The 23380-nt window shown below is 49.2% G+C and carries 20 protein-coding genes; 4 read left to right on the top strand and 16 right to left on the bottom strand.

The genetic code is table 11. The features are described from left to right. Window positions 1-18: 18 nt before the first annotated feature. Window positions 19-996: a dihydroorotate dehydrogenase-like protein gene (locus DW096_RS07520; RefSeq protein ID WP_009038219.1), complete on the top strand. Its 978-nt coding sequence runs from the start codon at window positions 19-21 to the stop codon at window positions 994-996. Window positions 997-1090: 94 nt separating this feature from the next. On the opposite strand, the gene DW096_RS07515 is transcribed toward DW096_RS07520, so the two are convergent. Both DW096_RS07515 and DW096_RS07510 read right to left on the bottom strand, forming a co-directional pair. After that, entirely contained in the window at window positions 1091-2995 is a 1905-nt protein-coding gene (locus DW096_RS07515; RefSeq protein WP_005832351.1) for a nucleoside-diphosphate sugar epimerase/dehydratase, read from the bottom strand. Window positions 2996-3179: 184 nt separating this feature from the next. Continuing rightward, window positions 3180-4505: a PhoH family protein gene (locus tag DW096_RS07510; RefSeq protein WP_005831374.1), complete on the bottom strand. Its 1326-nt coding sequence runs from the start codon at window positions 4503-4505 to the stop codon at window positions 3180-3182. 168 nt (window positions 4506-4673) lie between these two features. On the opposite strand from DW096_RS07510, the gene DW096_RS07505 reads away from it, so the two are divergent. Continuing rightward, entirely contained in the window at window positions 4674-5927 is a 1254-nt protein-coding gene (locus tag DW096_RS07505) for a folylpolyglutamate synthase/dihydrofolate synthase family protein (RefSeq protein ID WP_120028688.1), read from the top strand. Here DW096_RS07505 and DW096_RS07500 read toward each other — a convergent pair. The 7 genes from DW096_RS07500 to dnaN form a co-directional block, all read right to left on the bottom strand. Beyond that, the gene (locus DW096_RS07500; RefSeq protein WP_117991434.1) at window positions 5895-6269 is read right to left on the bottom strand and encodes a RidA family protein; all 375 of its coding nucleotides are present in this window, start codon (window positions 6267-6269) and stop codon (window positions 5895-5897) included. The two genes, DW096_RS07505 and DW096_RS07500, sit on opposite strands and share 33 nt — an antisense overlap. A gap of 226 nt (window positions 6270-6495) precedes the next feature. Further along, window positions 6496-8199: a tetratricopeptide repeat protein gene (locus DW096_RS07495; RefSeq protein ID WP_120028689.1), complete on the bottom strand. Its 1704-nt coding sequence runs from the start codon at window positions 8197-8199 to the stop codon at window positions 6496-6498. Window positions 8200-8202: 3 nt separating this feature from the next. Further along, window positions 8203-8943 carry a 23S rRNA (guanosine(2251)-2'-O)-methyltransferase RlmB gene (gene rlmB, locus DW096_RS07490; protein ID WP_005831382.1) on the bottom strand — a complete coding sequence of 247 codons (741 nt, stop codon included), beginning with the start codon at window positions 8941-8943 and terminating at the stop codon, window positions 8203-8205. A gap of 28 nt (window positions 8944-8971) precedes the next feature. Continuing rightward, the gene (recN, locus tag DW096_RS07485) at window positions 8972-10642 is read right to left on the bottom strand and encodes a DNA repair protein RecN (protein WP_117867121.1); all 1671 of its coding nucleotides are present in this window, start codon (window positions 10640-10642) and stop codon (window positions 8972-8974) included. 26 nt (window positions 10643-10668) lie between these two features. After that, window positions 10669-11898 (bottom strand): bifunctional phosphopantothenoylcysteine decarboxylase/phosphopantothenate--cysteine ligase CoaBC, encoded by a 1230-nt coding sequence (gene coaBC, locus DW096_RS07480; RefSeq protein WP_005832361.1) that lies wholly within the window; start codon window positions 11896-11898, stop codon window positions 10669-10671. Further along, window positions 11899-12669: a 3'-5' exonuclease gene (locus tag DW096_RS07475; RefSeq protein ID WP_005831385.1), complete on the bottom strand. Its 771-nt coding sequence runs from the start codon at window positions 12667-12669 to the stop codon at window positions 11899-11901. Between the two features lie 138 nt (window positions 12670-12807). Further along, the gene (gene dnaN, locus DW096_RS07470) at window positions 12808-13932 is read right to left on the bottom strand and encodes a DNA polymerase III subunit beta (protein ID WP_005831387.1); all 1125 of its coding nucleotides are present in this window, start codon (window positions 13930-13932) and stop codon (window positions 12808-12810) included. Window positions 13933-14119: 187 nt separating this feature from the next. On the opposite strand from dnaN, the gene DW096_RS07465 reads away from it, so the two are divergent. After that, window positions 14120-14488: a DUF3127 domain-containing protein gene (locus tag DW096_RS07465; RefSeq protein ID WP_005831391.1), complete on the top strand. Its 369-nt coding sequence runs from the start codon at window positions 14120-14122 to the stop codon at window positions 14486-14488. Between the two features lie 167 nt (window positions 14489-14655). On the opposite strand, the gene DW096_RS07460 is transcribed toward DW096_RS07465, so the two are convergent. From DW096_RS07460 to DW096_RS07440, 5 genes are all read right to left on the bottom strand, one after another. Then, a complete protein-coding gene (locus DW096_RS07460) occupies window positions 14656-16290 on the bottom strand; it encodes a DUF3352 domain-containing protein (RefSeq protein ID WP_005831393.1) in 1635 nt (544 codons plus the stop codon). A 72-nt stretch (window positions 16291-16362) separates the two neighbouring features. Further along, window positions 16363-17130 carry an MBL fold metallo-hydrolase gene (locus tag DW096_RS07455; RefSeq protein ID WP_117958890.1) on the bottom strand — a complete coding sequence of 256 codons (768 nt, stop codon included), beginning with the start codon at window positions 17128-17130 and terminating at the stop codon, window positions 16363-16365. Window positions 17131-17200: 70 nt separating this feature from the next. Beyond that, window positions 17201-18187: a UDP-N-acetylmuramate dehydrogenase gene (gene murB, locus DW096_RS07450; RefSeq protein WP_005832367.1), complete on the bottom strand. Its 987-nt coding sequence runs from the start codon at window positions 18185-18187 to the stop codon at window positions 17201-17203. 17 nt (window positions 18188-18204) lie between these two features. Then, complete coding sequence (locus DW096_RS07445; RefSeq protein ID WP_005832369.1) at window positions 18205-19053, bottom strand: DUF4348 domain-containing protein; 849 nt, start codon at window positions 19051-19053, stop codon at window positions 18205-18207. Between the two features lie 20 nt (window positions 19054-19073). Beyond that, window positions 19074-20030: an NAD-dependent epimerase/dehydratase family protein gene (locus DW096_RS07440; protein WP_005831407.1), complete on the bottom strand. Its 957-nt coding sequence runs from the start codon at window positions 20028-20030 to the stop codon at window positions 19074-19076. Window positions 20031-20183: 153 nt separating this feature from the next. On the opposite strand from DW096_RS07440, the gene kbl reads away from it, so the two are divergent. Further along, window positions 20184-21371: a glycine C-acetyltransferase gene (gene kbl, locus DW096_RS07435; RefSeq protein WP_120028690.1), complete on the top strand. Its 1188-nt coding sequence runs from the start codon at window positions 20184-20186 to the stop codon at window positions 21369-21371. Between the two features lie 141 nt (window positions 21372-21512). On the opposite strand, the gene DW096_RS07430 is transcribed toward kbl, so the two are convergent. Beyond that, entirely contained in the window at window positions 21513-21995 is a 483-nt protein-coding gene (locus DW096_RS07430; RefSeq protein ID WP_005831414.1) for a ferritin, read from the bottom strand. 142 nt (window positions 21996-22137) lie between these two features. Further along, the gene (gene lysA, locus DW096_RS07425) at window positions 22138-23298 is read right to left on the bottom strand and encodes a diaminopimelate decarboxylase (RefSeq protein ID WP_005831416.1); all 1161 of its coding nucleotides are present in this window, start codon (window positions 23296-23298) and stop codon (window positions 22138-22140) included. Window positions 23299-23380 lie beyond the last annotated feature (82 nt).

The raw sequence follows: 23380 nt of genomic DNA, 5'->3' as shown, positions 1-23380 counted from the left end.
CCATAAAAAATCATTATCATGGCAACATTAGAAACTACTTTTGCAGGGCTGAAACTCAGAAACCCCATTATCGTCAGCAGCTCCGGACTGACAGACAGTGCCGCCAAGAACCAGAAACTATCTGAGGCCGGTGCAGGTGCCATTGTGCTAAAATCACTCTTTGAAGAGCAAATCATGATGGAGGCTGACTGGATGGGAGACCCGAATATGTATCCCGAAGGCAGTGACTATCTTGTAGGATATATCCGTGAACATAAGTTAGGCGAATATCTGAACTTGATTAAGGAAAGCAAAAAGGTTTGCAACATCCCCATCATAGCCAGCATCAACTGCTATCAGAATGCCGACTGGGTGGAATTTGCCGCCAAAATAGAAGAAGCCGGCGCAGACGCACTGGAAATCAATATCCTTGCACTGCAGACGGATGTACAGTATACATATGGAACCTTCGAGCAACGCCACATCGACATTCTGAGCCACATCAAGAAGACGGTCAAGATACCCGTCATCATGAAGCTGGGCGACAACCTGACCAATCCGATAGCTCTGATAGACCAACTGTACGCCAACGGCGCCGCCGCAGTAGTGCTGTTCAACCGCTTCTACCAGCCGGACATCAACATTGAGAAAATGATACAAGTATCCGGCAACGTATTCAGCAACGAAGCCGATTTGTCTAAAGCCCTGCGCTGGATAGGCATCGCTTCGGCAGCCGTAAACAAGCTGGACTATGCCGCTTCCGGTGGTATCCACTCGCCCGAAGGCGTTGTCAAGGCAATATTAGCAGGTGCTTCGGCCGTAGAGATATGCAGTGTGCTTTATCAGAATTCAGCTACCATCATTGAAGAATACATCCGCTTCCTCAACTTGTGGATGGACCGCAAAGGTATGGAAACCATCAGCCAGTTCAAAGGTATTCTGAACGTAAACGACCCGAAGGGAGTCAATACCTTCGAACGTACACAGTTCTTGAAATACTTCTCTTCACATGAATGAGACAAAAGACTGACAAGAAGACAATAAAATTGAAAGGGTGATAACACTACAATGACGTTATCACCCTTTCATTTTATACTATACCGCTATCTTTTTATTTCTTCTTATCCAGCGCCTCAAAGCAGGAATTCTTGCTCACGAACTCCGGAACAATATCCTTCATGGCAGCAACAATTTTCATCTGGTCATAGGTGTAACTTACATCAATCAGTTTCTGAATACGCTCCTTCACCTCGTCATAGTCATACTCACGCACCGTAGCAATCATAATCTTCTCATGATAGGTGGGCTTTGTAAGCTCCTTCACATTCAAGAGTTCTTCGTAGAGCTTCTCGCCATGACGGAGACCGGTAAATTCAATCTTCACATCCGTACGTCCGGAAAGGCTGATCATACGCTTGGCAAGGTCCACAATCTTCACCGGCTTACCCATGTCGAAGATGTAGATTTCACCGCCGTTGCCCATACTGCCGGCCTCAAGAACAAGGCGGCAAGCTTCGGGAATGGTCATGAAGTAACGGATTATCTCAGGATGGGTCACTGTCACCGGGCCGCCACGCTGAATCTGGTCGCGGAAACGGGGAATGACAGAACCGTTGGAACCCAGCACATTGCCGAAACGCGTAGTGATGAACTGAGTGGCATGGCCTCCCTCCTTCTGCAACTTCTTCGCAAGAGACTGCACATAAATCTCGCAAATACGCTTGGAACAGCCCATCACGTTTGTAGGGTTAACAGCCTTGTCCGTAGAAATCATCACAAACTTCTCGGCACCGTATTTCACGGCAAGATCGGCAACGGTGCGCGTACCGAATACGTTCACCTGGATGGACTCGGAAACGTTGTCCTCCATCATCGGTACATGCTTGTAGGCAGCCGCATGGAAAATATACTGGGGCTTGAACTCCTTGAAGATGTCCTCCATGCGCGTGGCATTGGAGATGTCGGCTATGATGGTCTCGGCATCGATGTCGCGCCAACGGTCCTGAAGTTCCAGACGGATGTCGTGCAGAGGGGTCTCGGCCTGGTCCACTAAAATAAGTTTATAGGGATTGAACGAAGCCACCTGGCGCATGATTTCGCTACCGATGGAGCCGGCGGCGCCCGTAATCATCACACGCTTGCCCTCCAGATGAGAGGCAACCTTATGGATATCTATCTCGATGGGATTGCGCTGAAGCAAGTCCTCAATCTGAATTTCCTTCAACTGTGTGCGGCTCAGCGCCTGACCGTTCCACTCGCTCAAAGGAGGCGCGGTCATCAGTTTGATGTTGTGCACCAGCAGGCGGTCAGCCATGTCGGACTTCTTCAGTTCCTCCATCTTGGCAGGAGAAATGATGATGGTCTGCACATCGCGGTCGTTCAGCACATCAATCAGCGTATCATCGTTGGGGAACACCCTGACACCCATCATCACCTTGTTGATAAGCTCAGGTTCGTCCGCAATGAATCCGCGCAGACGGTAGTGGTTGCGCAGATTGACACGCAATGCCTTGGCAATGTTGACCCCGGCTTCCTTGGCACCGTAAATGAACACATTGGCACTATGGGTGCCGTCGAAGTTCAGCGCCTCGAAGAAAGTCTTGACAATCACACGGGAGCATGCCATCATGGCAAAGCTGATGATATAGGACATGAACAGCACGCTGACCGGAGCCAGGTTGAACTCCAAATAGCTTTCCGTCAGGACGCTCGTTATCATCAGCAGTGCATACGACACCGTCAATGACACAAAAATGCGCATGATATCCACAAAGGAGGAAAAGCGCAACACATTGGAATACGTACGGAAAACACGGAAGAAAATCAAGTTGACAACAACCGTCCATAAAATGGTCTTGTCAATGGTAGAGGATTCCAAAAAAATGCTTCTGAAATCATATCGGAGAGCATAGGCCAACAGACTGGATATGACGATGATAAATACGTCAATTAATAGAATAGTCCATATCGGAAGCACTTTCGCGGAAAGATACCGATGAAAAAAATTTCGCTTCATTTCGCTTGACAGTTTTGTTTTAGGCGAGGCAAAGATACACTATTTTAGTCAAAACGGACAAGAAATCGATAAAAAAATGTTATAATAATTATTTATCGTCTATAAAGAAACTATCCCGCCTCCCTCGTTTTAACAGTTGGAAAGCGGGATGGAAATAATTTTACCCCAGAAAATGCGGTATCCGCTACATCAGATTACTTGCCAACTCGCTCAACTGGCTACGCTCCCCTTTCACCAGATTGACATGGGCAAACAAATTCTGGTCCCTCATGCGGTCTATCATATAAACAAGCCCATTGGACTGACTGTCCAGATAGGGTTGGTCTATCTGCTGAATATCACCGGTAAACACCATTTTTGTGCCTTCACCGGCACGGGTGATGATGGTCTTAATCTCATGCGGAGTCAGGTTTTGGGCTTCATCAATAATACAGTAGGTCTCGCTCAAACTGCGCCCGCGGATAAAGGCTAATGCCTCGATGACCAATTGTTCACTTTTTTGCATATCCTCCAAGCGTTTCACTTCAGAGGAATTGGCAGCGAACTGATGCTTGATTACATTCAAATTATCGAACAAAGGCTGCATGTAAGGAGCCACTTTCTCATTGGCATCACCGGGAAGGAATCCAAGGTCTTTATTGGATAGGGCCACGATGGGACGTGCCAGGAGAATCTGCTTGTAGTCGGTAAGTTTTCCCAATGCGGCGGCCAATGCCAGCAGGGTCTTGCCGGTTCCCGCCTTGCCGGTCAGGGCAACCAACTTGATGTTCGGGTCGTTCAGCACCTCAAAAGCAAAGCTCTGCTCGGCATTGCGCGGCTCAATGCCATAATTCTTTGTCTTGTGGACCCGGCAAATCGAATGGGCAAAGGGATTATAACGCGCAAGCACACTGCTGCGGTCACTCTTCAGCACAAAACATTCGTTGGGACGAATGATGTCCTTAAAATCGAACTCGTTGATGTCCAGTCCTTCTTTGGAAGAATAAATGCGATCTATCAGCGCAGGGTCAATACCCTCGAACACTTCATTCGACTTTTCGAATATATCCACATTGATTACCTTATCATTGATGTAGTCTTCGCACAGCAGACCGATGGAACGCGCCTTCATGCGCAGATTCACGTCTTTCGTGACAAGGATGGTTTTCATTTTAGGCTTTTTGGTGGAAAGCCAGTCCACTACCGACAGAATCTGATGGTCGGGGATGCGTTCGGGAAAGGAATCACGTACCCGGGGAGAGTCCACCATGCCTGCCACCACAAACAGACGGCCCAAGCCCTCTCCCAATGGCGCCCCTTTGGTGAACAGATTGTCATCGGTAATCAAATCTAGCTCACGGACAAACTCACGCGCATTGAAATTAATCTGCTCATTACCTTTCTTGAATTTGTCCAGTTCTTCAAGGACTACGATGGGAAGATAAATGTCATTCTCTTGAAAATTCTTCAAACAGTTATAATCGTGAAGAATCACATTCGTATCAATCACAAAATTTTTCTTAGCTCCCATACACGTTAGATTTAAATTGTTAATACCTTTGCATAAGCTTAAGATAAGCTACACTGCAAGCAATTTCAAGCAAGCTTGATTGCGTTCGGTCTGCATTATCTTTGTCGCTTTTAAAGATAACAAATTAATAGGGAGAAAGGATTGCTTCTCCGTTAAATATTATAAAAGATGGATTATCAGGACACTTTAACTTACTTATATAACAGTGTGCCCATGTTTCAGCAAGTGGGCGGCTCAGCATACAAGGAAGGATTGGAAAACACTCTGACCCTGGACGCACACTTCGAACATCCCCACCGCAGTTTCCGCAGCATTCATGTGGCCGGTACCAATGGAAAGGGTTCCTGCTCGCATACGCTTGCCGCCATACTGCAAGAGGCAGGATACAGGGTCGGGCTCTATACCTCGCCCCATCTGGTGGATTTCCGGGAGCGCATCCGGATTAACGGACAGCCTATACCCGAGGAATACGTCATCCGTTTTGTAGAGCAGGAACGTGGCTTCTTCGAACCCCTCCATCCCTCTTTCTTTGAGCTGACCACCGCCATGGCCTTCCGCTACTTTGCCGATGAAAAGGTGGATGTAGCCGTAATCGAGGTGGGACTAGGCGGACGCCTGGACTGTACCAATATCATCCGTCCGGATGTATGCATCATCACCAACATCAGTTTTGACCATACCCAATTCCTGGGGGACACCTTGGCAAAAATCGCAGGAGAGAAGGCAGGAATCATTAAAAGCGGTATCCCCGTTGTAATCGGCGAGACCACTCCCGAAACGAAACCGGTATTTCTGGAAAAAGCACAGACAACGGGTGCTCCCATCTACTTTGCCGAGGAGAATGACCGTGAAGACTATCCCGGAATAGAATACGAACTGAAAGGGCTCTACCAGCAGAAAAATGCCCGGACCATCCTCACCGCCCTCCCGCTACTGAAAGAAGCCGGCTACCGGCTGGACGGACAAGCAGTGCGCAGTGGCTTTGCCCGTGTGGTGGAACTGACAGGCTTGATGGGACGCTGGCAAAAACTGCAGGAGTCGCCCACCCTGATTTGTGACACCGGCCACAATGTGGGAGGCATCACCTACATTACAGAACAACTGAAACAGCAGGCTTACCGCCAGCTACACATCATCATAGGCATGGTGAATGACAAGGATATACGGGGGGTACTGGCCCTGCTGCCCCGGGAAGCGACCTACTACTTCACCAAAGCCAGCGTGAAGCGAGCATTGCCCGAAAGCGAACTACAGGAGCTTGCCGAAGCAGCAGGTCTGGAAGGACATTGCTATCCTGATGTACCTGCCGCCGTGCGGGCCGCACAAGAAAAAAGCCTCCCGGAAGATTTCATCTTCGTGGGAGGCAGCAGTTTCATTGTGGCCGACTTGTTAGCGAACCGCGATGCACTCAATCTCTACTAAGGCATCTTTGGGCAACGCCTTCACTGCCACAGCCGAACGTGCCGGGAAAGCACCGTCAAAATAAGTGGCATATACCTTGTTCATATCAGCGAACAAGGACATGTCTGCCAGGAAAACAGTTGTCTTCACAATATTCGCCATACCCAGCCCTGCCTCTTCCAGGATATGCTTTATATTCTCCAAGGACTGGCGAGCTTGCGCTTCCGCACCTTCAGCCATCACTCCGGTAGCTGCGTCAATAGGCAACTGACCTGATACAAATACCATTCCACTGGCTTCGATAGCCTGGCTATAAGGGCCTATGGCGCCCGGTGCCTTCTGGCTGCAAATCACTTTCTTCATGATTGTCAAAGTTTGTTTTTATTAATAATCGAGTCTATTTTCTTTTTTGAAATAAAAAAAATCCGAAGTATATGCAGTATTCCGGAAATCCACGCATTTTATAAATAAAACAACGTAATTTCACTCATAACCTGTTATACCTAGACTTAACTCATTTAACACGGGGGAGTTCCCCAAAACAGAGGCTCTGCTTGCGAAAGCAGAGCCTTTATTCTATCCCATCCCTTTACTTGCAATGCTTCTCAATCAAAGCATCCACATTGGGGTCACCCAATTCCTTTGCCTTGGCAAAGCTGGCACAAGCTTCCTTGTCCTTCTTCATCTGCAGCTGGGCGATACCCATCAGACGGTAGGCCTCGGCATACTTAGGGTCTTTCTCCAGAGCAGCCTTCAGCACATTCAACGCCTCTTCGTAACGTCCCACGCGAAGATTCACCACTGCCAGTTCGGCACGGTAAGTCAAATCCTCCGGATTCAGTTCGATGGCTTTCGCCATATCGTCCAGCGCACACTGGTACTGCTTGGCCTTCAAAGCAGCCTGCTCACGGTAATAGTAGAACATGTCGTTCACTTTACCGTTCACGGCATTGTAATAGGCGTCATAATCCAGCATGGCATTACGCGCCTGGTCTGCATTCATACGGGCTTGGGCACGCTCCAGCAAGTAAGGGGCGGCTTCCTCCGTATAGGGCTGGGTAAAGCGGGCCACACAACTGTCCATCAGAGCCAGTACCTCCTCGGCAGGCGCCTGCATCAATTCCTTGGTCTTGGCGGCACTGAAGAAGGTAGCCGGAGAGGCCAGAATGGTCTTATTCACTTTATCATAGCTGGTAAATGCCGACGGATAGTCCTGCTTGGCAAACTGGATGTCACCCTCCAACTGGACATAAACCGGAAGCTCGTCAATGGCTATCGCTTTCCGTACCTCGTCCAAAGCCTTGTCGAGCGACCAGTCCTTATAAACTTTCTCGGGCTTGCCCAATGCATAATTATAGATTATCTTGGCCCGATTGTAATACACATCATCTTTCTTTGCGGCAACCTCCAAAGCCTTATCCATATCTGCGGCGACCTTATCCATGGAAGCATCTTCACGGGACATGAACAGATGCTGGGAAGCGCGGCGCAGATAACCGTCGGCACTGGCAGGATATTGTGCAATGAAATCGTTCAGAGTCTCCATATACTTCTCCGGAGACAGTTGGGAAGAAGCCATGTAGAGGAACACCAAAGCCTGCTCTTCGGTATCGGGCAATGCCTTCTTAATACCGATGCCCTTCAATGACATATCTCCATAAGACAATGCGGAGATATTCTGCGACATGGCGAAATTGGCATCAATGGCATAGCAGATGGTAGCCGTGTCTTGTCCGGAGGACTTCTGCGCAAGGCCGAAGACCTGCCCGTCCACAGTCATCAGCGGACAACTCACCATCTTGTCCTTCAAACGCATATCAAGTGTATAATAGGAATAGTTACCGGAAATCTTATCAGCTTCCTTTACTTTCCCGGCAGTGAAGGAACGGTCCTTCTGGGTGGAATAAGGCAGCAGATATACATCCGCACCGGCAGCCGGAGCCACAGCAGCCAAAGTGAGTGCCGTGACTTTCTTTCCGGGGATGCCGACACGGAACTTGACAACATCGTACATGTCATCGGCCCCCATAATGGCCTCCACCGGCATCTGTGCCCCGTCCGAGCTCATCACAACGGCGCGCCGGGCACCTTTGAACAAGGTGTAGTCAGAAAGCGCAACGCCATCTTCAGTGACAAAAAAGCCGTTTCCAGTATTCAGTATCTTATCGTTCTGGTCGTAGGTCACCACCGAAAAAACGGCACGTTTGGCTTTGTCTACCCACTTCGGGGCTTGTGCCACACTCCACTGAGCCAATAAACAGAGAGTGAGCATCAACAGCAATTTCTTTTTCATATCTTAGTTGGTTCTTTGTTTTACCGCTTCATAAATCAAAATGCCGGCTGCAACGGAAACATTGAGGGACTCGATGGTTCCCAACATGGGAATCTTCACCCACTCGTCACACAACGCCAGGTTGTCATAGGACACCCCCTTGTCTTCGGCACCCATAATGATGCACATCGGACCGGTATAGTCGGCTTTGGTATAGTCGTAATCGCCTTTCTCCGTGGCTGCCACGATATGGAAACCACTATTCTTGAGGAATTGCAGGGTCTCTTTCAGGCTGTGTTCGCGGCAAACGGGCAAAGTGTGCAAGGCTCCTGCCGAAGTTTTCATGGCATCTGCGTTGACTGATACACTGTTCCGTGCAGGGATAATCACGGCATCTACCGCCGCACACTCGCAAGTACGGGCAATGGCGCCGAAATTGCGGACATCCGTGATGCCGTCGAGCATCACAAACAGAGGATTCTTGCCCTGCTCGAAAAGGAAAGGTACCAAGTCCTCCGTCTTCTGGTAAGTGACTGAAGAGATGAAGGCAATCACTCCCTGGTGATTCTTACGCGTCACGCGGTTGATGCGTTCCACCGGAACGCGCTGTACCGGTATCAAAGTCCCTTTCAAGACAGCGAACAGCTCTTTTGACAAATCACTCTGAATGTCCTTCTTTACCAATATCTTGTCTATCTCTTTTCCTGCCTGAATGGCTTCTATCACGGCACGGACGCCGAAAATCATTTCACTGTTATCAACCATATATGGGTATTTACTATTTGACGATTTACTATTTACTATTTGATACTTCCAGCAATGCTCTGGCATTGTTCAGTGCGGCTTCGGTCAGCTTAGCGCCACTCAGCATATGGGCTATTTCTTCCACACGTTCATCGTCGGTCAGACGACGGATGTGACTGTTTGTTTCCGTCTCGTTGTCCTGCTTGTACACCTTATAATGGGCGCGTCCGCGGGCAGCAATCTGGGGCAGATGGGTGATACTGATTACCTGGCGGTCCTGCTCGCCCATCTCCTGCATGATATCCGCCATGCGGTCGGCTATCTCGCCGGAGACTCCGGTATCTATTTCGTCGAATACAATGGTAGGAAGCTTGACGGCACCGGCTATCATTGCTTTGATGGAGAGCATGACGCGGGCTATTTCACCACCCGAAGCTACGGAGGAGACGCTTTGCAATGCCCCGTTCTTATTCGCGGAAAACAAGAAGTTCACAGTATCCGCCCCGTGTATGCCCGGCTCTTTGCGGGCACCTATCTCTACCTGGAAACGGACATTGGGCATGCCCAACGGAACCAGCCGCGCAGCCATCTGCTTCTCCACTTCACGGGCAGCGGCAGTACGCGCCTTGGTGAGGACGGCAGCCTGCTTTTTCACCTTATTATATAAAGCGTCGCAACGCGCTTTCAGTTCCTCGATGTGCTCGTCGGACGAAGTGATGGCTGAGAGTTTGGCGGCGTATTCATCCGTCAGCGCCAGAAGTTCACCGACAGTGGAAACGCGGTGCTTCTGTTGGAGCGTATAAATCAAGTTCAGACGTTCGTTCACTTCATCCAGACGTTCGGGGTTGAACTCTATTTCATCCTCCTTACCCGACACTTCCTGCGAAATATCCTTCAACTCGATATAAGTGCTTTCCATGCGTTCGGCAAGTTCCCCGGCAACCGGATAAACCCTCTGCAGGCCGAGCATCGTATTCAGGCATTCCTTCAGCCCGGACAACAAGCCTCCTTCGTCCGAGTAGAGCGTCTGCCCTACCCGATAGAGTCCGGCCTTTATCTCTTCCGCATGGCTCAGCGTATCTGCCTCTTGCTCCAGCTCCTCCTGCTCACCGGCAGACAAGTGTGCCTCTTCCAACTGTTCCAGTTGGAAACGGATATAGTCTTCGTCCGACTTATCCTGATTGGCACGGGCAACAAGGGCCTCCAAATCCTGCTGTGCCTGCTTCCATGCTCCGAAGATATGCTGGTAAGCAGACAAGGCCTCTTCGTTATGCGACAAGATGTCCAGTACATTCAACTGAAATCCTTCCTTGTTCAGCAATAGGTTCTGATGCTGGGAATGCACGTCAATCAGCTGTTCTCCCAACTCCTTCATCTGAACCAATGAAGCAGGCGTGTCATTGATGAATGCCCGGCTCTTGCCCGAAGCGGACACCTCGCGGCGCAGGATGCATTCTTCCTCGTACTCCAACTCATTCTCCTCAAAGAAAGGCTGCATACCGTAAGCGGAAATATCAAAACGGGCCTCGATAATGCACTTCGAAGCTCCTACACGAATGGCTTTCACATCGGCACGCTGTCCCAGCAGCAGACCGATGGCACCCAGAATAATGGATTTTCCAGCACCGGTCTCACCCGTTATCACCGAGAAACCGCTGCTGAAGCTGATATCGAGCTTTTCAATAAGCGCATAATTCTGTATGTAAAGCGAACGCAACATAAGGATATTGACGATTTGACGATTTACTATTTACTATTTAAATCTTTCACCAGACGGTCTACGATGTCGGCAGCCACTTCGGCTTTGGACTTCAAGGGGTAGTCCGTCTTTCCCTGGTGGTCTATGATACTGATTTTATTGGTATCGCAACGAAAACCGGCTCCCTTGTCGTTCAGGGAGTTCAGCACGATGAAGTCCAGATTCTTGCGGTTGAGCTTGTCTTCCGCATTCATCTGCTCGTTATGAGTCTCAAGGGCAAAGCCTACGAGGAGGCGCCGTTGGTGCTCTGTATCGTTCTTCAGATTGCCTAAGAAAGCGGCTATGTCGCGAGTAGGTTTCAAGTTCAAACTCATCTCCCCGGTCTTTTCACGCTTGATTTTCTCATCCGCCACTTGTTCGGGGGTGTAGTCTGCCACGGCAGCCGTCAAGATGGCGGCATCGGCATGGACAAAGGCGGCGGATGCAGCCTCGAACATCTCCTGCGCCGACTCTACCGCATGGTACTGGTGCATCGGGAAGTAAGTGCCTTGCTGCACCGGACCGGCAATCAGTATCACCTTGGCCCCTCTGGCGGTACATTCATCTGCCAGGGCAAGTCCCATCTTGCCGGAAGAATAGTTGCCGATGAAGCGCACCGGGTCTATCTTCTCATAAGTAGGTCCTGCGGTTATCATCACTGTCTTGCCCACCAGGTCGCCATCTTTGGCAGCAAAGTACATTTCCAGGTGGCGGATGATATTCTCCGGCTCCTCCATACGGCCTTTCCCCACCAGATGGCTGGCGAGTTCTCCCGTAGCAGGTTCTATGATGTGGTTTCCATAAGAGCGGAGTGTATCCAGATTCTTTTGGGTGGAAGGATGGGCATACATGTCCAGGTCCATGGCAGGCGCCACAAACACCGGAGCTTTGGCGGAAAGATAGGTGGTAATCAGCATATTGTCTGCCACGCCATTCGCCATCTTGCCGATGGTGGAAGCCGTAGCCGGGGCTATCAGCATGGCATCTGCCCACAGACCGAGGTCCACATGGCTGTTCCAGGTACCATCGCGTTGGGCAAAGAACTCACTGATAACCGGTTTGCTGGTCAGGGCAGAGAGCGTGATAGGGGTAATAAATTCTTTTCCGGCAGGCGTAATGACCACCTGCACCTCTGCACCACGCTTAATCAGTCCGCGAATAATATAGCATGCTTTATAGGCGGCAATGCTGCCCGTAATGCCCAATACTATTTTCTTCCCTTTCAGTATATTTGCCATTTATTTCTGAGTCATTTCACGCAGACGTATCTTGGTCAGCGTGGCTTTGGTATTCAGGGTAAAATCACTGTTCAGAATCCAGCTGTAATAGCCGGGATCGCGCTTCAGGACATCGGATACCGACATGCCCTTGTACTTGCCGAAGTTGAATACTTCCACACCTTTGTCATCGTAGACCATACGACCGGCAAAGTCCACATTCTTGTTGAAGCTGGAATAGTCGGCAAGGAAAGCCACGTCATTCTGCAACTCCGGATAGCGGTCCAACTGCGACATCAGCACTTCGTAGGTGGCACGTGTATCAGCCTCTGCCGTATGGGCGTCTTCCAAATTCTTGCCGCAATAGAATTTATAGGCAGCAGATAGCGTGCGTTGCTCCATCTTGTGGAAAATGACCTGCACGTCCACAAACTTGCGGCGGCTCATGTCAATGTCCACACCGGCACGAAGGAACTCTTCCGCCAGGACGGGGATATCAAAACGGTTGGAGTTGAAGCCCGCCAAGTCGCATCCTTCAATGTCATTGGCAATGTTGCGCGCCACTTCCTTGAATGTGGGGCAGTCGGCTATATCGGCATCGTAGATGCCATGAACGGCAGATGCTTCGGCAGGAATGGGCATTTCGGGGTTGATACGCATGGTTTTGGACTCCTCATTCCCGTTGGGATATACCTTGAGGTAACAGATTTCGACAATTCGGTCTGAGTTGATATTGGTACCCGTAGTCTCCAAATCAAAAAAGACTATCGGATTTTTCAGATTCAATTTCATTGTTTTTTCGTTTTATAAGCTCTGGCTATGAGCTATAAATTATAAGTTTAACTTACAAGCCACGAGCTACAAGTACCGTGCGGCATAATTGCGCAGCCACTTGTAGCTCGTAGCTCATAATCCGATTGCTAATATTCATCAGTCATTCAGCATCATCGGCATCAGCAACATCAGCAAGTCTTCGTTCTCTTCCTGCTCTACCGGAATAATGACACCTGCACGTGAAGGATCTGCCAGTTCGATAACGATTTCATCGGCAGAAATGTTATTCAGAATGTCAATCAGGAAAGTGGACTTGAAACCGATGCTCATCGGATTGCCCGCATATTGGCAAACCAGTGTTTCTTCGGCCGATGTAGAGAAGTCGATGTCCTGTGCGGAGATGACAATCAGATTCTCCTGCATACGGAGCTTGATAAGGCTGCTTGCCTGCGAGGAGAAGATGGACACGCGGCGCAAAGCACCGAGCAGTTGCAGGCGGTCTACCGTCACTTTATAAGGGTTGTTCTGCGGAATCACAGAGTTGTAGTTGGGATAGCGCCCTTCAATAAGGCGGCATACCATGCGGTAGCTTTCCAATGTGAACACAGCGTTGCGTTCGTCGAACTCGATAGTCACCATGCCTTGCTCTTTCGGTAGCAGGTTCTTCATCAGGGAAGCCGGCTTCTTGGGCAGGATAAAGGCAGCACGTTCGTTGCCCTTGGCGGCCAGTGTCTTGCAGCGCACCAGTTTATGACCGTCCGATGCCACCATCGTGATATCCTCCGTTGTGATATCGAAATAGATACCGTTCATCACGGGACGAAGTTCGTCATCAGCCGTAGCAAACACGGCACGGTTGATGCCACCCAGCAACACTTGTGCATCCATTTCCACACGTACGGCATTGTCACCCAACATGGCGGACTGCGGGAACTCGTCCGCATTCTGCCCCATCAGGCTGTATTTACCGTTCTGATACTGTACCGTGATTTCAAGGGAATCCGTATTGATTTCAAAAGTCAACGGTTGTTCGGGAATTTCCTTCAAAGCGTCCAAAAGGGTTTTGGCTGTGACGGCAAAACGACCGTCCATATCACTTTCATTCACTTCGACTGTAGTGACCATCGTCGTTTCACTGTCGGAAACAGTTGCAGACAAGGTTCCGTCTTGCAGTTCAAAGAGGAAACAATCCAAAATAGGCAACGCATTCTTCGAATTAATCACACGGCTAATAGCCTGCAAATGACTGGAGAGCGCAGTACTCGAAACGATAAATTTCATATCTTCTGTATATTTAAGTTTTTTATTTTGCTAACGTCTTAGAAACCGTTTTTATATTTTTCAAACTGACGGACAAAGTTAAAAAAAGAATTCCCTACGACAAAGAAATAGCAAGAAAAAACAGCCGAATATTCGTCTCATATTCCTAAAAAATTGTAACTTCGCCGCATCATTTAAAAAGAAAACAATGGAATTTACAGGAAAAATCATCGCTATACTCCAGCCCAGAGGCGGAGTTTCCAAGTCAGGTAACGAATGGAAATCACAAGAATATGTGATTGAAGACCATGGCCAATATCCGCGCAAAATGTGTTTTGACGTATTTGGAGCGGACAAAATCGAACAGTTCAATATTCAGATGGGCGAAGAGCTGACAGTATCTTTTGATGTAGACGCACGCCAATGGCAAGACCGTTGGTTCAACAGTATTCGCGCATGGAAGGTAGAACGCGTAAGCACTGCCGCACCCGCTCCGGGCGCTCCCGTTCCACCGCCGGCTCCCACTGCCGCACCGGAATTCCTCGCAGGGGATGCAAAGGATGACCTGCCGTTCTAAGAATATGTTATAATTCACCACAGATTGCACAGATTAACACAGTTTATTCTAGAATTTTGATAATCAAGAATTTTTAGCTGTGTTAATCTGTGCAATCTGTGGTGAGTGTGTATTTTGACTTTCCTCGTGCTTATTTTCCCTCAGCACTCTACAGAATGACCGATTAATCACCCTTTATAAAGCAATACGATATTCGGATAAACCACCCCTTCTGTACAAGTAAACTGTACTGCAAGCATGAAATGACGGAAGAAGTTGGATTGACGGAAGAAGAAGTTCGGTATCAGACGCACATACGTTTCAGGCTGGCTCAGCATCATCTCCATATCCACCATCATCACAAAATTATATATGGGTGAAAGACTGCCTATACCCTCTTCGTACACCGGTGTTCCGTCTAACACATCTCCACTCTCCACCGCCTCAATATAGGCCGAAAGGCTCAGTGCATCGGGAGCCAGCAACAGACTACCCCGATAGAAACAGGCAAAGGTATAAAGGGCAGACTCCGTGATGCCCGTCAGCTGGGTGAGCAGCGTGTTACGGGGCAACACATATTTAGGGAACTTCCTTGCTTTGGGATACAACGAATTATTTGAAACCACCTTCGGCATAAGCGGAGCATCCTCTTCCTTGGGGGTACTGTAAAGCAGAGACTGCAAGCGGCGTTCCGCTGCCAGTTCATCCTTGAGAGGGATACACATCACGGCGCAAGGCAGCTTGTCCAACGTGTCTTTAGACTGGAACAAGCAAGACATCACGCTCTCGCCCGCATGCTCATTCAAGTAAGCAATCCACTCCTCGTCGCGCTGCTTGATATAGTCTGAATAGGTGGCCTTGGCATACTCCTGACTGGCAGTAAAGCCAAACCAGGAATTTCTGTCAGACATTGCCCAGCGATCGTAAAAGAAAGTGGAAGACGGAAGCAGAGCCCCGGAAAATCCGTCCTCTACCGGCTGCTGCACCCGCAAGGCATTGATAAACGTCTGTGTGGAATCCGACCCATGGCTGATGCCGGAGCAATAAATGGCATCTTCATTGAACTTCATGTCAAACTCCGCCCAACTGCCCAGCTGCGTCTGCGAACGGATACCGTCCGTAGGCTTCCCCATATCCACTCCTTTCATACGCACATAGACCGTGGCAGCCACGTTACTCTGCTTGCCCGCGTACATAGTGCGGAAAGAAGGGAGGTTCATCAGGGACTTTTTGCTGCGCCGCGCATCAATCACATGTTCTATCAAACGCTTCTGGAAACTTACAACCAGAAAATCGGGAGTGAAGTAGGCAGCCAGGAAACGACCGTCTGCCATGGGATAGATACGTATCTCCTCTCCCTTGTAATCGAAATACTTGGAAGGAAACGAACTGGAGCAGTACTTCTCCACAAAAGACTCCACCAACTCATAATCACCCGAACCCAAACTACAATACAATACTTGGTTCATCGGTGTATCCGGCTCGTGAAAGCTAATCAGCATCTTGTTCATCTGTTTACTCAGTCCATGCGGAGTATCCTCCACCAAAGTATACAAATACTTCTTCAAGTAAACAAAAAGCTCCGATACGTATAGAAAATGATTGTCTTTGCTGCAATTCAGTTCATTGATATCTTCCACGAGGTCTGCCATACGGTCGGTTTCGAGTATGGCTGTGGCATCTTGCGGCACCAAAGTATAAAGATTGAAATCCTGCCGGTTCTCCACCGAATTCAACCGCAGGAAGGAATACACGCCAAAACCGGTACATAGCAGCACTATGGACACAACGACAGCTATCTGTATGAGGAGTCGGAGTTTCATGGCATTTATTCATCAACTTTTGGCAAAAATAGCATTTTCTACTAATAAAACAAAACAAATGTTTCAAAAAGTTTAGAAATCTATTTCAAGTCCATCGTAGGCAAAGTGTACATGGGGTGGCAGCTGCTTTTCGATGTCGGCATGAAGCCCTGCATGATGGCTCATATGGATGAAATAGGTCTCTTTGGCACCAATACGTCCGGCAGCCTCCAACGCCTCCGAAATACTCTGGTGCGTAGGATGCGGCTTTGGCCGTAAAGCATTCATTACCAAAACGTCCAAGCCCTTCAATTGTTCATAAGATTCCTCAGGCATCATGTGCATATCCGTGATATATCCCAGCCGGCCGCCAATGCGGTAGCCCAGGATGGGAAGCCTACCGTGCATCACCCGTAAAGGCAGCACCTCCGTCCGGTTGATGTGGAACGCCTGCCCCGCCTCCACTTCCTGCAGATAGATACGCGGAACTCCCGGATATACTTTATCGACAAAGCAGTAAGGCATCCTTGCCCGCAGATGGGCAGCAGTGTAGGCATCGGAATAGATAGGGATATCGGCAAAACGGCCGAACGGGCGCAAATCATCCAGACCGCCCACATGGTCATAGTGTTCGTGTGTCACCAGTACGCCGTCTATCTTCTCAAAAGAAGAGGCGCGCAGCATCTGTTCCCTGAAGTCAGGGCCACAATCTATCAATATCACCGCATCATCCGTATGCAGCAGGGATGACGCACGCAAGCGGTTGTCCCGCGGGTCAGTGGAAGTGCAGACCGGACAAGTACAGCCTATCTCAGGCACTCCGGTCGAAGTTCCGCTTCCTAGTATTCTGAGTTTTCCCATTGACTAAATCAAATAAATTTCTAAAATCAGGTTATATACAACGATGTTTGGGTGCGTCAAAACTCTCTTACTATTTTATCAAACAAACTTCCGGGTGAATGTCAATGCCGAATTTCTCGCGGACAGAAGCCCGCACGGCATCCGAAAGAGCAACAATATCCGCTCCCGTGGCACCACCCGAGTTCACCAGTACCAACGCCTGCCGGCCGTGCACCGCAGCAGGCCCCAGCGCCTTCCCTTTCCAGCCACACCGGTCTATCATCCAGGCAGCCGGTATCTTTACCCGGCCGGCATCCACATCATAGTGGGGCATATCCGGATATTCCCGTTGCAAAGACTCGAACTGCCGACGCGGCACGATGGGGTTCATAAAAAAACTACCCGCATTGCCCAGCACCTTCGGGTCGGGCAACTTGCTTTGACGGATGTCTATAATCACGCGGCGCAAAGTTTCCAGATTCAGCACCGGATATTTCTCCAGCTCCTGCCGGATAGTACCGTAATCCAATGTATAATGTTCCCGTTTACTCAAGCAGAAGTTCACGTAAGTCACAAACACGGCCTTCATCTCCGGTTGCTTAAACAAGCTCTTTCTGTAGGAGTAGCCGCATTCATCCACCCCGTAGATACGCTTCTCCCTTGCCATATTTATGGTTTCCACGGATGTTATCAGGTCCTTTACTTCCACACCATAAGCACCGATATTCTGTACTGCACTTGCCCCGACCTCACCCGGTATCAGCGAAAGGTTCTCGGCACCATACCAATGTCGTTTCACACACCAAGCCACAAAATCGTCCCATACCACACCAGCACCCACACGCACCCACACGTGCTCCTCATCCTCTGACGTCACCTCCAGGCCACCGATACGTGAATGCAGCACCGTGCCTTCATAATCCTTGATAAAGAGCAGGTTGCTCCCTCCACCGATATGCAGCCAGGGCGCAACGACCTGTCCTGCCGCAATCAGCTCCCGCAGTTCATCCTCCGAACCGTATTCCAGAAATCTTGCAGCAGTAACGTCAATTCCAAATGTATTGGGTATCTTCCTCAAACCTTTCCTCCTTTATTTTAAATGCTCGTGTCTTCATATTTGTACAGCTCCCATCCCTTACTGCGTTTGCGGAAATAGAAGATATTGGAGTATCCGTTGCCTATGCCATTTACCTTCAGTATTTTGGTGTCCGACAAGTCCTCATTCTTCTGTCCGTAATTGATATTAGACAGTCTGTCGGCAGGCATTACCGGACGGAAGGCATACCACTGGTCCACATCCAAAGTGGTTTCCAGGATAGAGAACTCGTCGTCAGGGTCTATGGTGATGAATTGTAGCGGATGGCTGATATGCTTGCTCTGATAGACACTGTCCGTCACAAAACGGGTATAGAATTCCACGAAGTCCTCATTTTCGCCTTTCTCCATCTCGCGCAGGTTGATGGCTTCGAGCATCCACATTCCCCGCTTCTTCTCAAAATAATAACGCTTCATCATACGCGTTTTCAAGAAAATCCACTCCACTTGTACCGATGTCAGCGTAGTATCGCCCACCATGTCCATATCCTCTTCCTTATCAAAAAGCAAGGTGTAATAGTTCTGCTTGGTAAACAGATAATCGTGCTTCCAGAAGTCCGCCTCTATCTTCAGCGGAGTGTCACGGTCATAATAGGGCAAAGGAAATACCGTCCTCTGCCTTTGCAGAGCATCATCCGAAGCATAATTGAAGATAAAATCATCAAACAGCTCGTCTGCCTCCATCGGCTTCGGTTCTTCCTTCACTTCTGCTTCTAGCAGCGTATCGGCCTTGTGACCGGCCGAATCCACCATTTCCGTAATGGTAGCAAAGGGATCCATTTTCGCCTTTTTGTTTCCACACGAAATCAAAAAGGCGAACAACAAAAATCCCAATAAAAGTTTTTTCATTCTTTACGGACCGCTTACGGTCACTTGTTTAATTTAGCCCTTAATTTCTCAAGCATGTCTACGGTCATGGACTCCAGGTCGTACTGCGGCATCCAGTCCCATTCCTCGCGTGCACAAGAGTCATCCAGAGAGTCGGGCCAGCTGTCGGCAATGGCCTGCTTCAGCGGATCAATCTCGTATGCCATCTCAAAATCAGGCATATGCTTCTTAATTTCCTGATAAATCTGTTCCGGGTCAAAACTCATGGAGGCGATGTTGAAGGCGTTGCGGTGCTTCAGCCTTGCCGGTGCCGCTTCCATCAGCGAGATGGCCGCGTTCAGTGCGTCGGGCATATACATCATATCCATATACGTGCCGGCCTTCACCGGACATACGAATTTTTCTCCCTTCACGGCAGAGTAGAAAATATCCACCGCATAGTCCGTAGTGCCGCCACCCGGAGGGGTCACGTTCGAAATGATTCCCGGAAAACGTACCGAGCGTGTATCCACACCATATTTTGTATAGTAATAGTCACTCAACAATTCAGTCGTCACTTTTGTCACCCCATACATGGTACGCGGACGCTGGATAGTGTCCTGCGGTGTCTTCACATGAGGCGTAGCTTCGCCGAACGAACCGATGGAACTCGGAGTAAACACGGCACAATTGTACTCACGTGCCACTTCCAGTACATTCCACAACCCGTCGATACCGATTTTCCAAGCCATGGCCGGACGGCTTTCGGCAACTACCGAGAGCAAGGCAGCCAGGTTGTAGATAGTATCAATCTTGAACTGACGTGCCACCACCTCGATGGACTGACGGTCTGTCACGTCGGCAATGGCCGAAGGGCCGGATGCTTTCAATTCTCCCTTGGGCATAGCACTCGGAATGTATCCTGCCACAACATGGTCATCGCCATAACGTTTGCGCAACTCCAGCGTGAGTTCCGACCCAATCTGTCCGGTAGCTCCAATTACCAAAATATTCTTCATACGAGTTATTTATAAGGTTTCGTTATTATATATGGTGCAAATATACATACTTTTTTTTCATATTTCTGCCATATTGATATTGTTTATTCCAAGAAAAATGATGTTCTTTGTGGGAAATGTAATGACAACGTATTACCTAAAAAATAAAATGCTATGTACGGTAAAATGAAAGACCATCTCAGCAAGACACTTGCTGAAATAAAAGAAGCCGGACTCTACAAGGAAGAGCGACTGATTGAGAGTGCACAACAAGCTGCCATCAGCGTAAAAGGCAAAGAGGTGCTGAACTTCTGTGCCAACAATTACCTGGGACTGTCCAACCACCCGCGGCTGATTGCCGCCGCCCAGCAGATTATGGAACGCCGCGGATACGGCATGTCGTCCGTACGCTTCATCTGCGGAACGCAGGACATCCACAAGGAACTGGAAGCAGCCATCTCCGACTACTTCAAGACTGAAGACACCATTCTCTACGCCGCTTGTTTCGACGCCAATGGCGGTGTGTTCGAGCCCCTCTTCACCGAGGAAGACGCCATCATCTCGGACTCCCTGAACCATGCTTCCATCATTGACGGCGTACGCCTCTGCAAAGCCAAACGCTATCGCTACGCCAATGCCGACATGGCCGACCTGGAAAGATGCCTGCAGGAAGCCCAGGCACAGCGTTTCCGTATCGTGGTTACAGACGGGGTATTTTCCATGGACGGCAACGTTGCCCCGATGGACCGGATTTGCGACCTTGCCGAGAAATACGACGCGCTGGTCATGGTGGACGAATCACACTCCGCCGGCGTGGTAGGCCCTACGGGACACGGCGTAAGCGAACAATACGGCACCTACGGACGCGTGGACATCTATACCGGAACCTTGGGCAAAGCCTTTGGCGGCGCTTTGGGAGGATTCACTACCGGACGCAAGGAAATCATCGACCTGCTGCGCCAACGCAGCCGTCCGTACCTCTTCTCCAACTCATTGGCTCCGGGCATCATCGGCGCCAGCCTCGAGGTATTCAAGATGCTCAAAGAGAGCAATGCCCTGCATGACAAACTGCTGGAAAACGTGAACTACTTCCGCAACAAGATGACCGCCGCCGGTTTCGACATCAAGCCGACACAAAGCGCCATCTGCGCCGTCATGCTGTATGATGCCAAACTCTCCCAGATTTATGCCACCCGCATGCAGGAAGAAGGCATCTACGTCACCGGCTTCTACTACCCCGTAGTGCCCAAAGACCAGGCACGCATCCGCGTACAAATCTCTGCCGGACACGAAAAGGAGCATCTGGACAAATGTATCGCTGCATTTATTAAGGTGGGGAAAGAGCTGGGAGTGCTGAAATGAGTGATGAGTTATAAGTTATTTGCTTGTGCTTTCCCTTGCGGATATAAGCCCTTCATCAACAAATAACTCACAACTTATAACTCATAACTAAAAAAAATCCCGCGACTAAAATTAGCCGCGGGATTTTTTTTAGTTTCTCTCTTATCTACGTTCTCCCAGTTTTGAGTCAACGAAGAAGATTCCGGCATCACCGGCTTTCTTTATCATATCTACAATGCCGTCAGCAGTAGCTTCTTCTTCTACCTGCTCGCGCACGAATCCCCAAAGGAAGTCTTGTGTAGCCTTATCTTTTTCGGCAGAGGCAACATCTACCAATTCATCAATCATTTTGGAAACACGGCGTTCGTGCTGGGCTACCTGCTCGAACACTTCCAGTGGAGTACCGAAGTCATTGGGAACAACATCAATCTTGTCCAGTTTGGCCTTACCGCCACGCTTGATGATATAAGAAGCCATTTCACAAGCATGAGCTTTTTCTTCAGAAGCCTGCTTCTTCAACCAGGAAGCCATGCCGTTATAACCTTCTTTCTCCATATAGAAAGACATTGCCAGATAAAGGTTGGAAGACCACATCTCAGCCGTAATCTGCTCATTAATTGCATTCTGTAATTTTTCTGTAATCATAATCGTATTTATTTAAATTGAAATCATTACAAAAGTAACAAGAAACCTTAAAAGTTGTTCACGCAATAACATTTTTTATATAAAAACAGAAGCCTTGGTATAATAAATGCTTCGCCATTCATGCAACGCATCTCCAGCCTCTCTATACCAGCTCGTCCGACGTATATCCTTGAGGCAGCTCACGGCAGTTATAGCCCGAAGCCATAATTTCGCCATAAGCCCCTGCCGAACGGAGGGCGATAAGGTCGCCACGCTTCACCCCATTCAAATCAATAGCCTTACCGAATACATCAGAAGACTCGCAGATGGGCCCTACGACATCATAAGCCTGAACCGGCGCATCCGAAGTGATATTCTCTATCTTATGGAACGCTTGGTAGAGTGCCGGACGAATCAAATCCGTCATGCCGGCATCCAGAATGGCAAACTGCTTGTTGGTGCCCTGCTTCACATAAAGCACCTGCGAAATCAATGAACCGCATTGTCCCACTACCGCACGTCCCAGCTCGAAGTGGAGCGTCTGGTGGGGACGGAGTTTCAGATGGCTGTTGTAAGTCTCGAAGTAGCTTTTGAAGTCGGGTATCGGCTGACGGTTGGGGTGACCGTAGTCAATGCCGAGTCCGCCCCCCACATTGACGTGCTCGATGCGGATATGGCGAGCTTCCAGCTTATCCTGCAATTCGTTGACGCGGTTACACAAAGCCACGAAATCGCCCATATCCAATATTTGGGAACCGATGTGGAAATGCAGTCCGATGAATCTCAGGTTCTTCATATTCTGCGCAATGTCTATCACATGGTCCATATCCTGCATGCTGATACCAAACTTGTTTTCGGCCAGCCCAGTGGTAATATTGGCATGGGTATGGGCACCTACATTGGGATTGATACGGAAAGCCACATTGGCCACCTTACCTTTAGCGGCAGCCAGCTCGTTGATAATCTCCAGCTCGGGGACAGACTCCACATTAAAGCAGAAAATGTCATAATCCAGCCCCAGATTGATTTCCCAATCAGCCTTGCCCACCCCTGCAAAAACAATCTTGCCAGTGGGAAAACCTGCCTTGATGGCTGCACGGATTTCACCGCCACTTACACAGTCGGCACCCAAGCCGTTCTCGCGGATAATGGCAAGCACCTTGGGATTGGCATTGGCCTTCACAGCATAATGCACCGAATAGTTGCCATATCGGGCAGCTTCCGTACGGATGCACGAAAGTGTGTCGCGCAAGACCTTTGTGTCGTAGTAATAGAAGGGAGTACGCAATTCGCGGAATTTATGGATAGGGAATGTTCCTTTCATATAATAATCGTAATCTTTGTTTAGTTTAAAAAAGGAAGATGAAAGAGGTGTCTACAAATAATTTTTCAGACGCAGATGACGC

The sequence above is a fragment of the Bacteroides sp. AM07-18 genome, assembly GCF_003602695.1.
Taxonomy (GTDB): domain Bacteria; phylum Bacteroidota; class Bacteroidia; order Bacteroidales; family Bacteroidaceae; genus Bacteroides; species Bacteroides uniformis.
Note: the sequence above shows the minus strand (reverse complement) of the source record. Positions and strands in the feature narration are given on the sequence as shown.

What these genes read in the sequence shown, in the direction of transcription:
- dnaN (WP_005831387.1), bottom strand. Translation starts at nt 13,932, where the DNA reads ATGAAATTTATCGTTTCGAGTACTGCGCTCTCCAGTCATTTGCAGGCT.
- DW096_RS07455 (WP_117958890.1), bottom strand. Translation starts at nt 17,130, where the DNA reads ATGGGAAAACTCAGAATACTAGGAAGCGGAACTTCGACCGGAGTGCCT.
- kbl (WP_120028690.1), top strand. Translation starts at nt 20,184, where the DNA reads ATGTACGGTAAAATGAAAGACCATCTCAGCAAGACACTTGCTGAAATA.
- rlmB (WP_005831382.1), bottom strand. Translation starts at nt 8,943, where the DNA reads ATGGTTGATAACAGTGAAATGATTTTCGGCGTCCGTGCCGTGATAGAA.
- DW096_RS07445 (WP_005832369.1), bottom strand. Translation starts at nt 19,053, where the DNA reads ATGAAAAAACTTTTATTGGGATTTTTGTTGTTCGCCTTTTTGATTTCG.
- DW096_RS07465 (WP_005831391.1), top strand. Translation starts at nt 14,120, where the DNA reads ATGGAATTTACAGGAAAAATCATCGCTATACTCCAGCCCAGAGGCGGA.
- DW096_RS07440 (WP_005831407.1), bottom strand. Translation starts at nt 20,030, where the DNA reads ATGAAGAATATTTTGGTAATTGGAGCTACCGGACAGATTGGGTCGGAA.
- DW096_RS07430 (WP_005831414.1), bottom strand. Translation starts at nt 21,995, where the DNA reads ATGATTACAGAAAAATTACAGAATGCAATTAATGAGCAGATTACGGCT.
- DW096_RS07515 (WP_005832351.1), bottom strand. Translation starts at nt 2,995, where the DNA reads ATGAAGCGAAATTTTTTTCATCGGTATCTTTCCGCGAAAGTGCTTCCG.
- DW096_RS07495 (WP_120028689.1), bottom strand. Translation starts at nt 8,199, where the DNA reads ATGAAAAAGAAATTGCTGTTGATGCTCACTCTCTGTTTATTGGCTCAG.
- DW096_RS07500 (WP_117991434.1), bottom strand. Translation starts at nt 6,269, where the DNA reads ATGAAGAAAGTGATTTGCAGCCAGAAGGCACCGGGCGCCATAGGCCCT.
- DW096_RS07460 (WP_005831393.1), bottom strand. Translation starts at nt 16,290, where the DNA reads ATGAAACTCCGACTCCTCATACAGATAGCTGTCGTTGTGTCCATAGTG.
- lysA (WP_005831416.1), bottom strand. Translation starts at nt 23,298, where the DNA reads ATGAAAGGAACATTCCCTATCCATAAATTCCGCGAATTGCGTACTCCC.
- recN (WP_117867121.1), bottom strand. Translation starts at nt 10,642, where the DNA reads ATGTTGCGTTCGCTTTACATACAGAATTATGCGCTTATTGAAAAGCTC.
- DW096_RS07505 (WP_120028688.1), top strand. Translation starts at nt 4,674, where the DNA reads ATGGATTATCAGGACACTTTAACTTACTTATATAACAGTGTGCCCATG.
- coaBC (WP_005832361.1), bottom strand. Translation starts at nt 11,898, where the DNA reads ATGGCAAATATACTGAAAGGGAAGAAAATAGTATTGGGCATTACGGGC.
- DW096_RS07520 (WP_009038219.1), top strand. Translation starts at nt 19, where the DNA reads ATGGCAACATTAGAAACTACTTTTGCAGGGCTGAAACTCAGAAACCCC.
- DW096_RS07475 (WP_005831385.1), bottom strand. Translation starts at nt 12,669, where the DNA reads ATGAAATTGAATCTGAAAAATCCGATAGTCTTTTTTGATTTGGAGACT.
- DW096_RS07510 (WP_005831374.1), bottom strand. Translation starts at nt 4,505, where the DNA reads ATGGGAGCTAAGAAAAATTTTGTGATTGATACGAATGTGATTCTTCAC.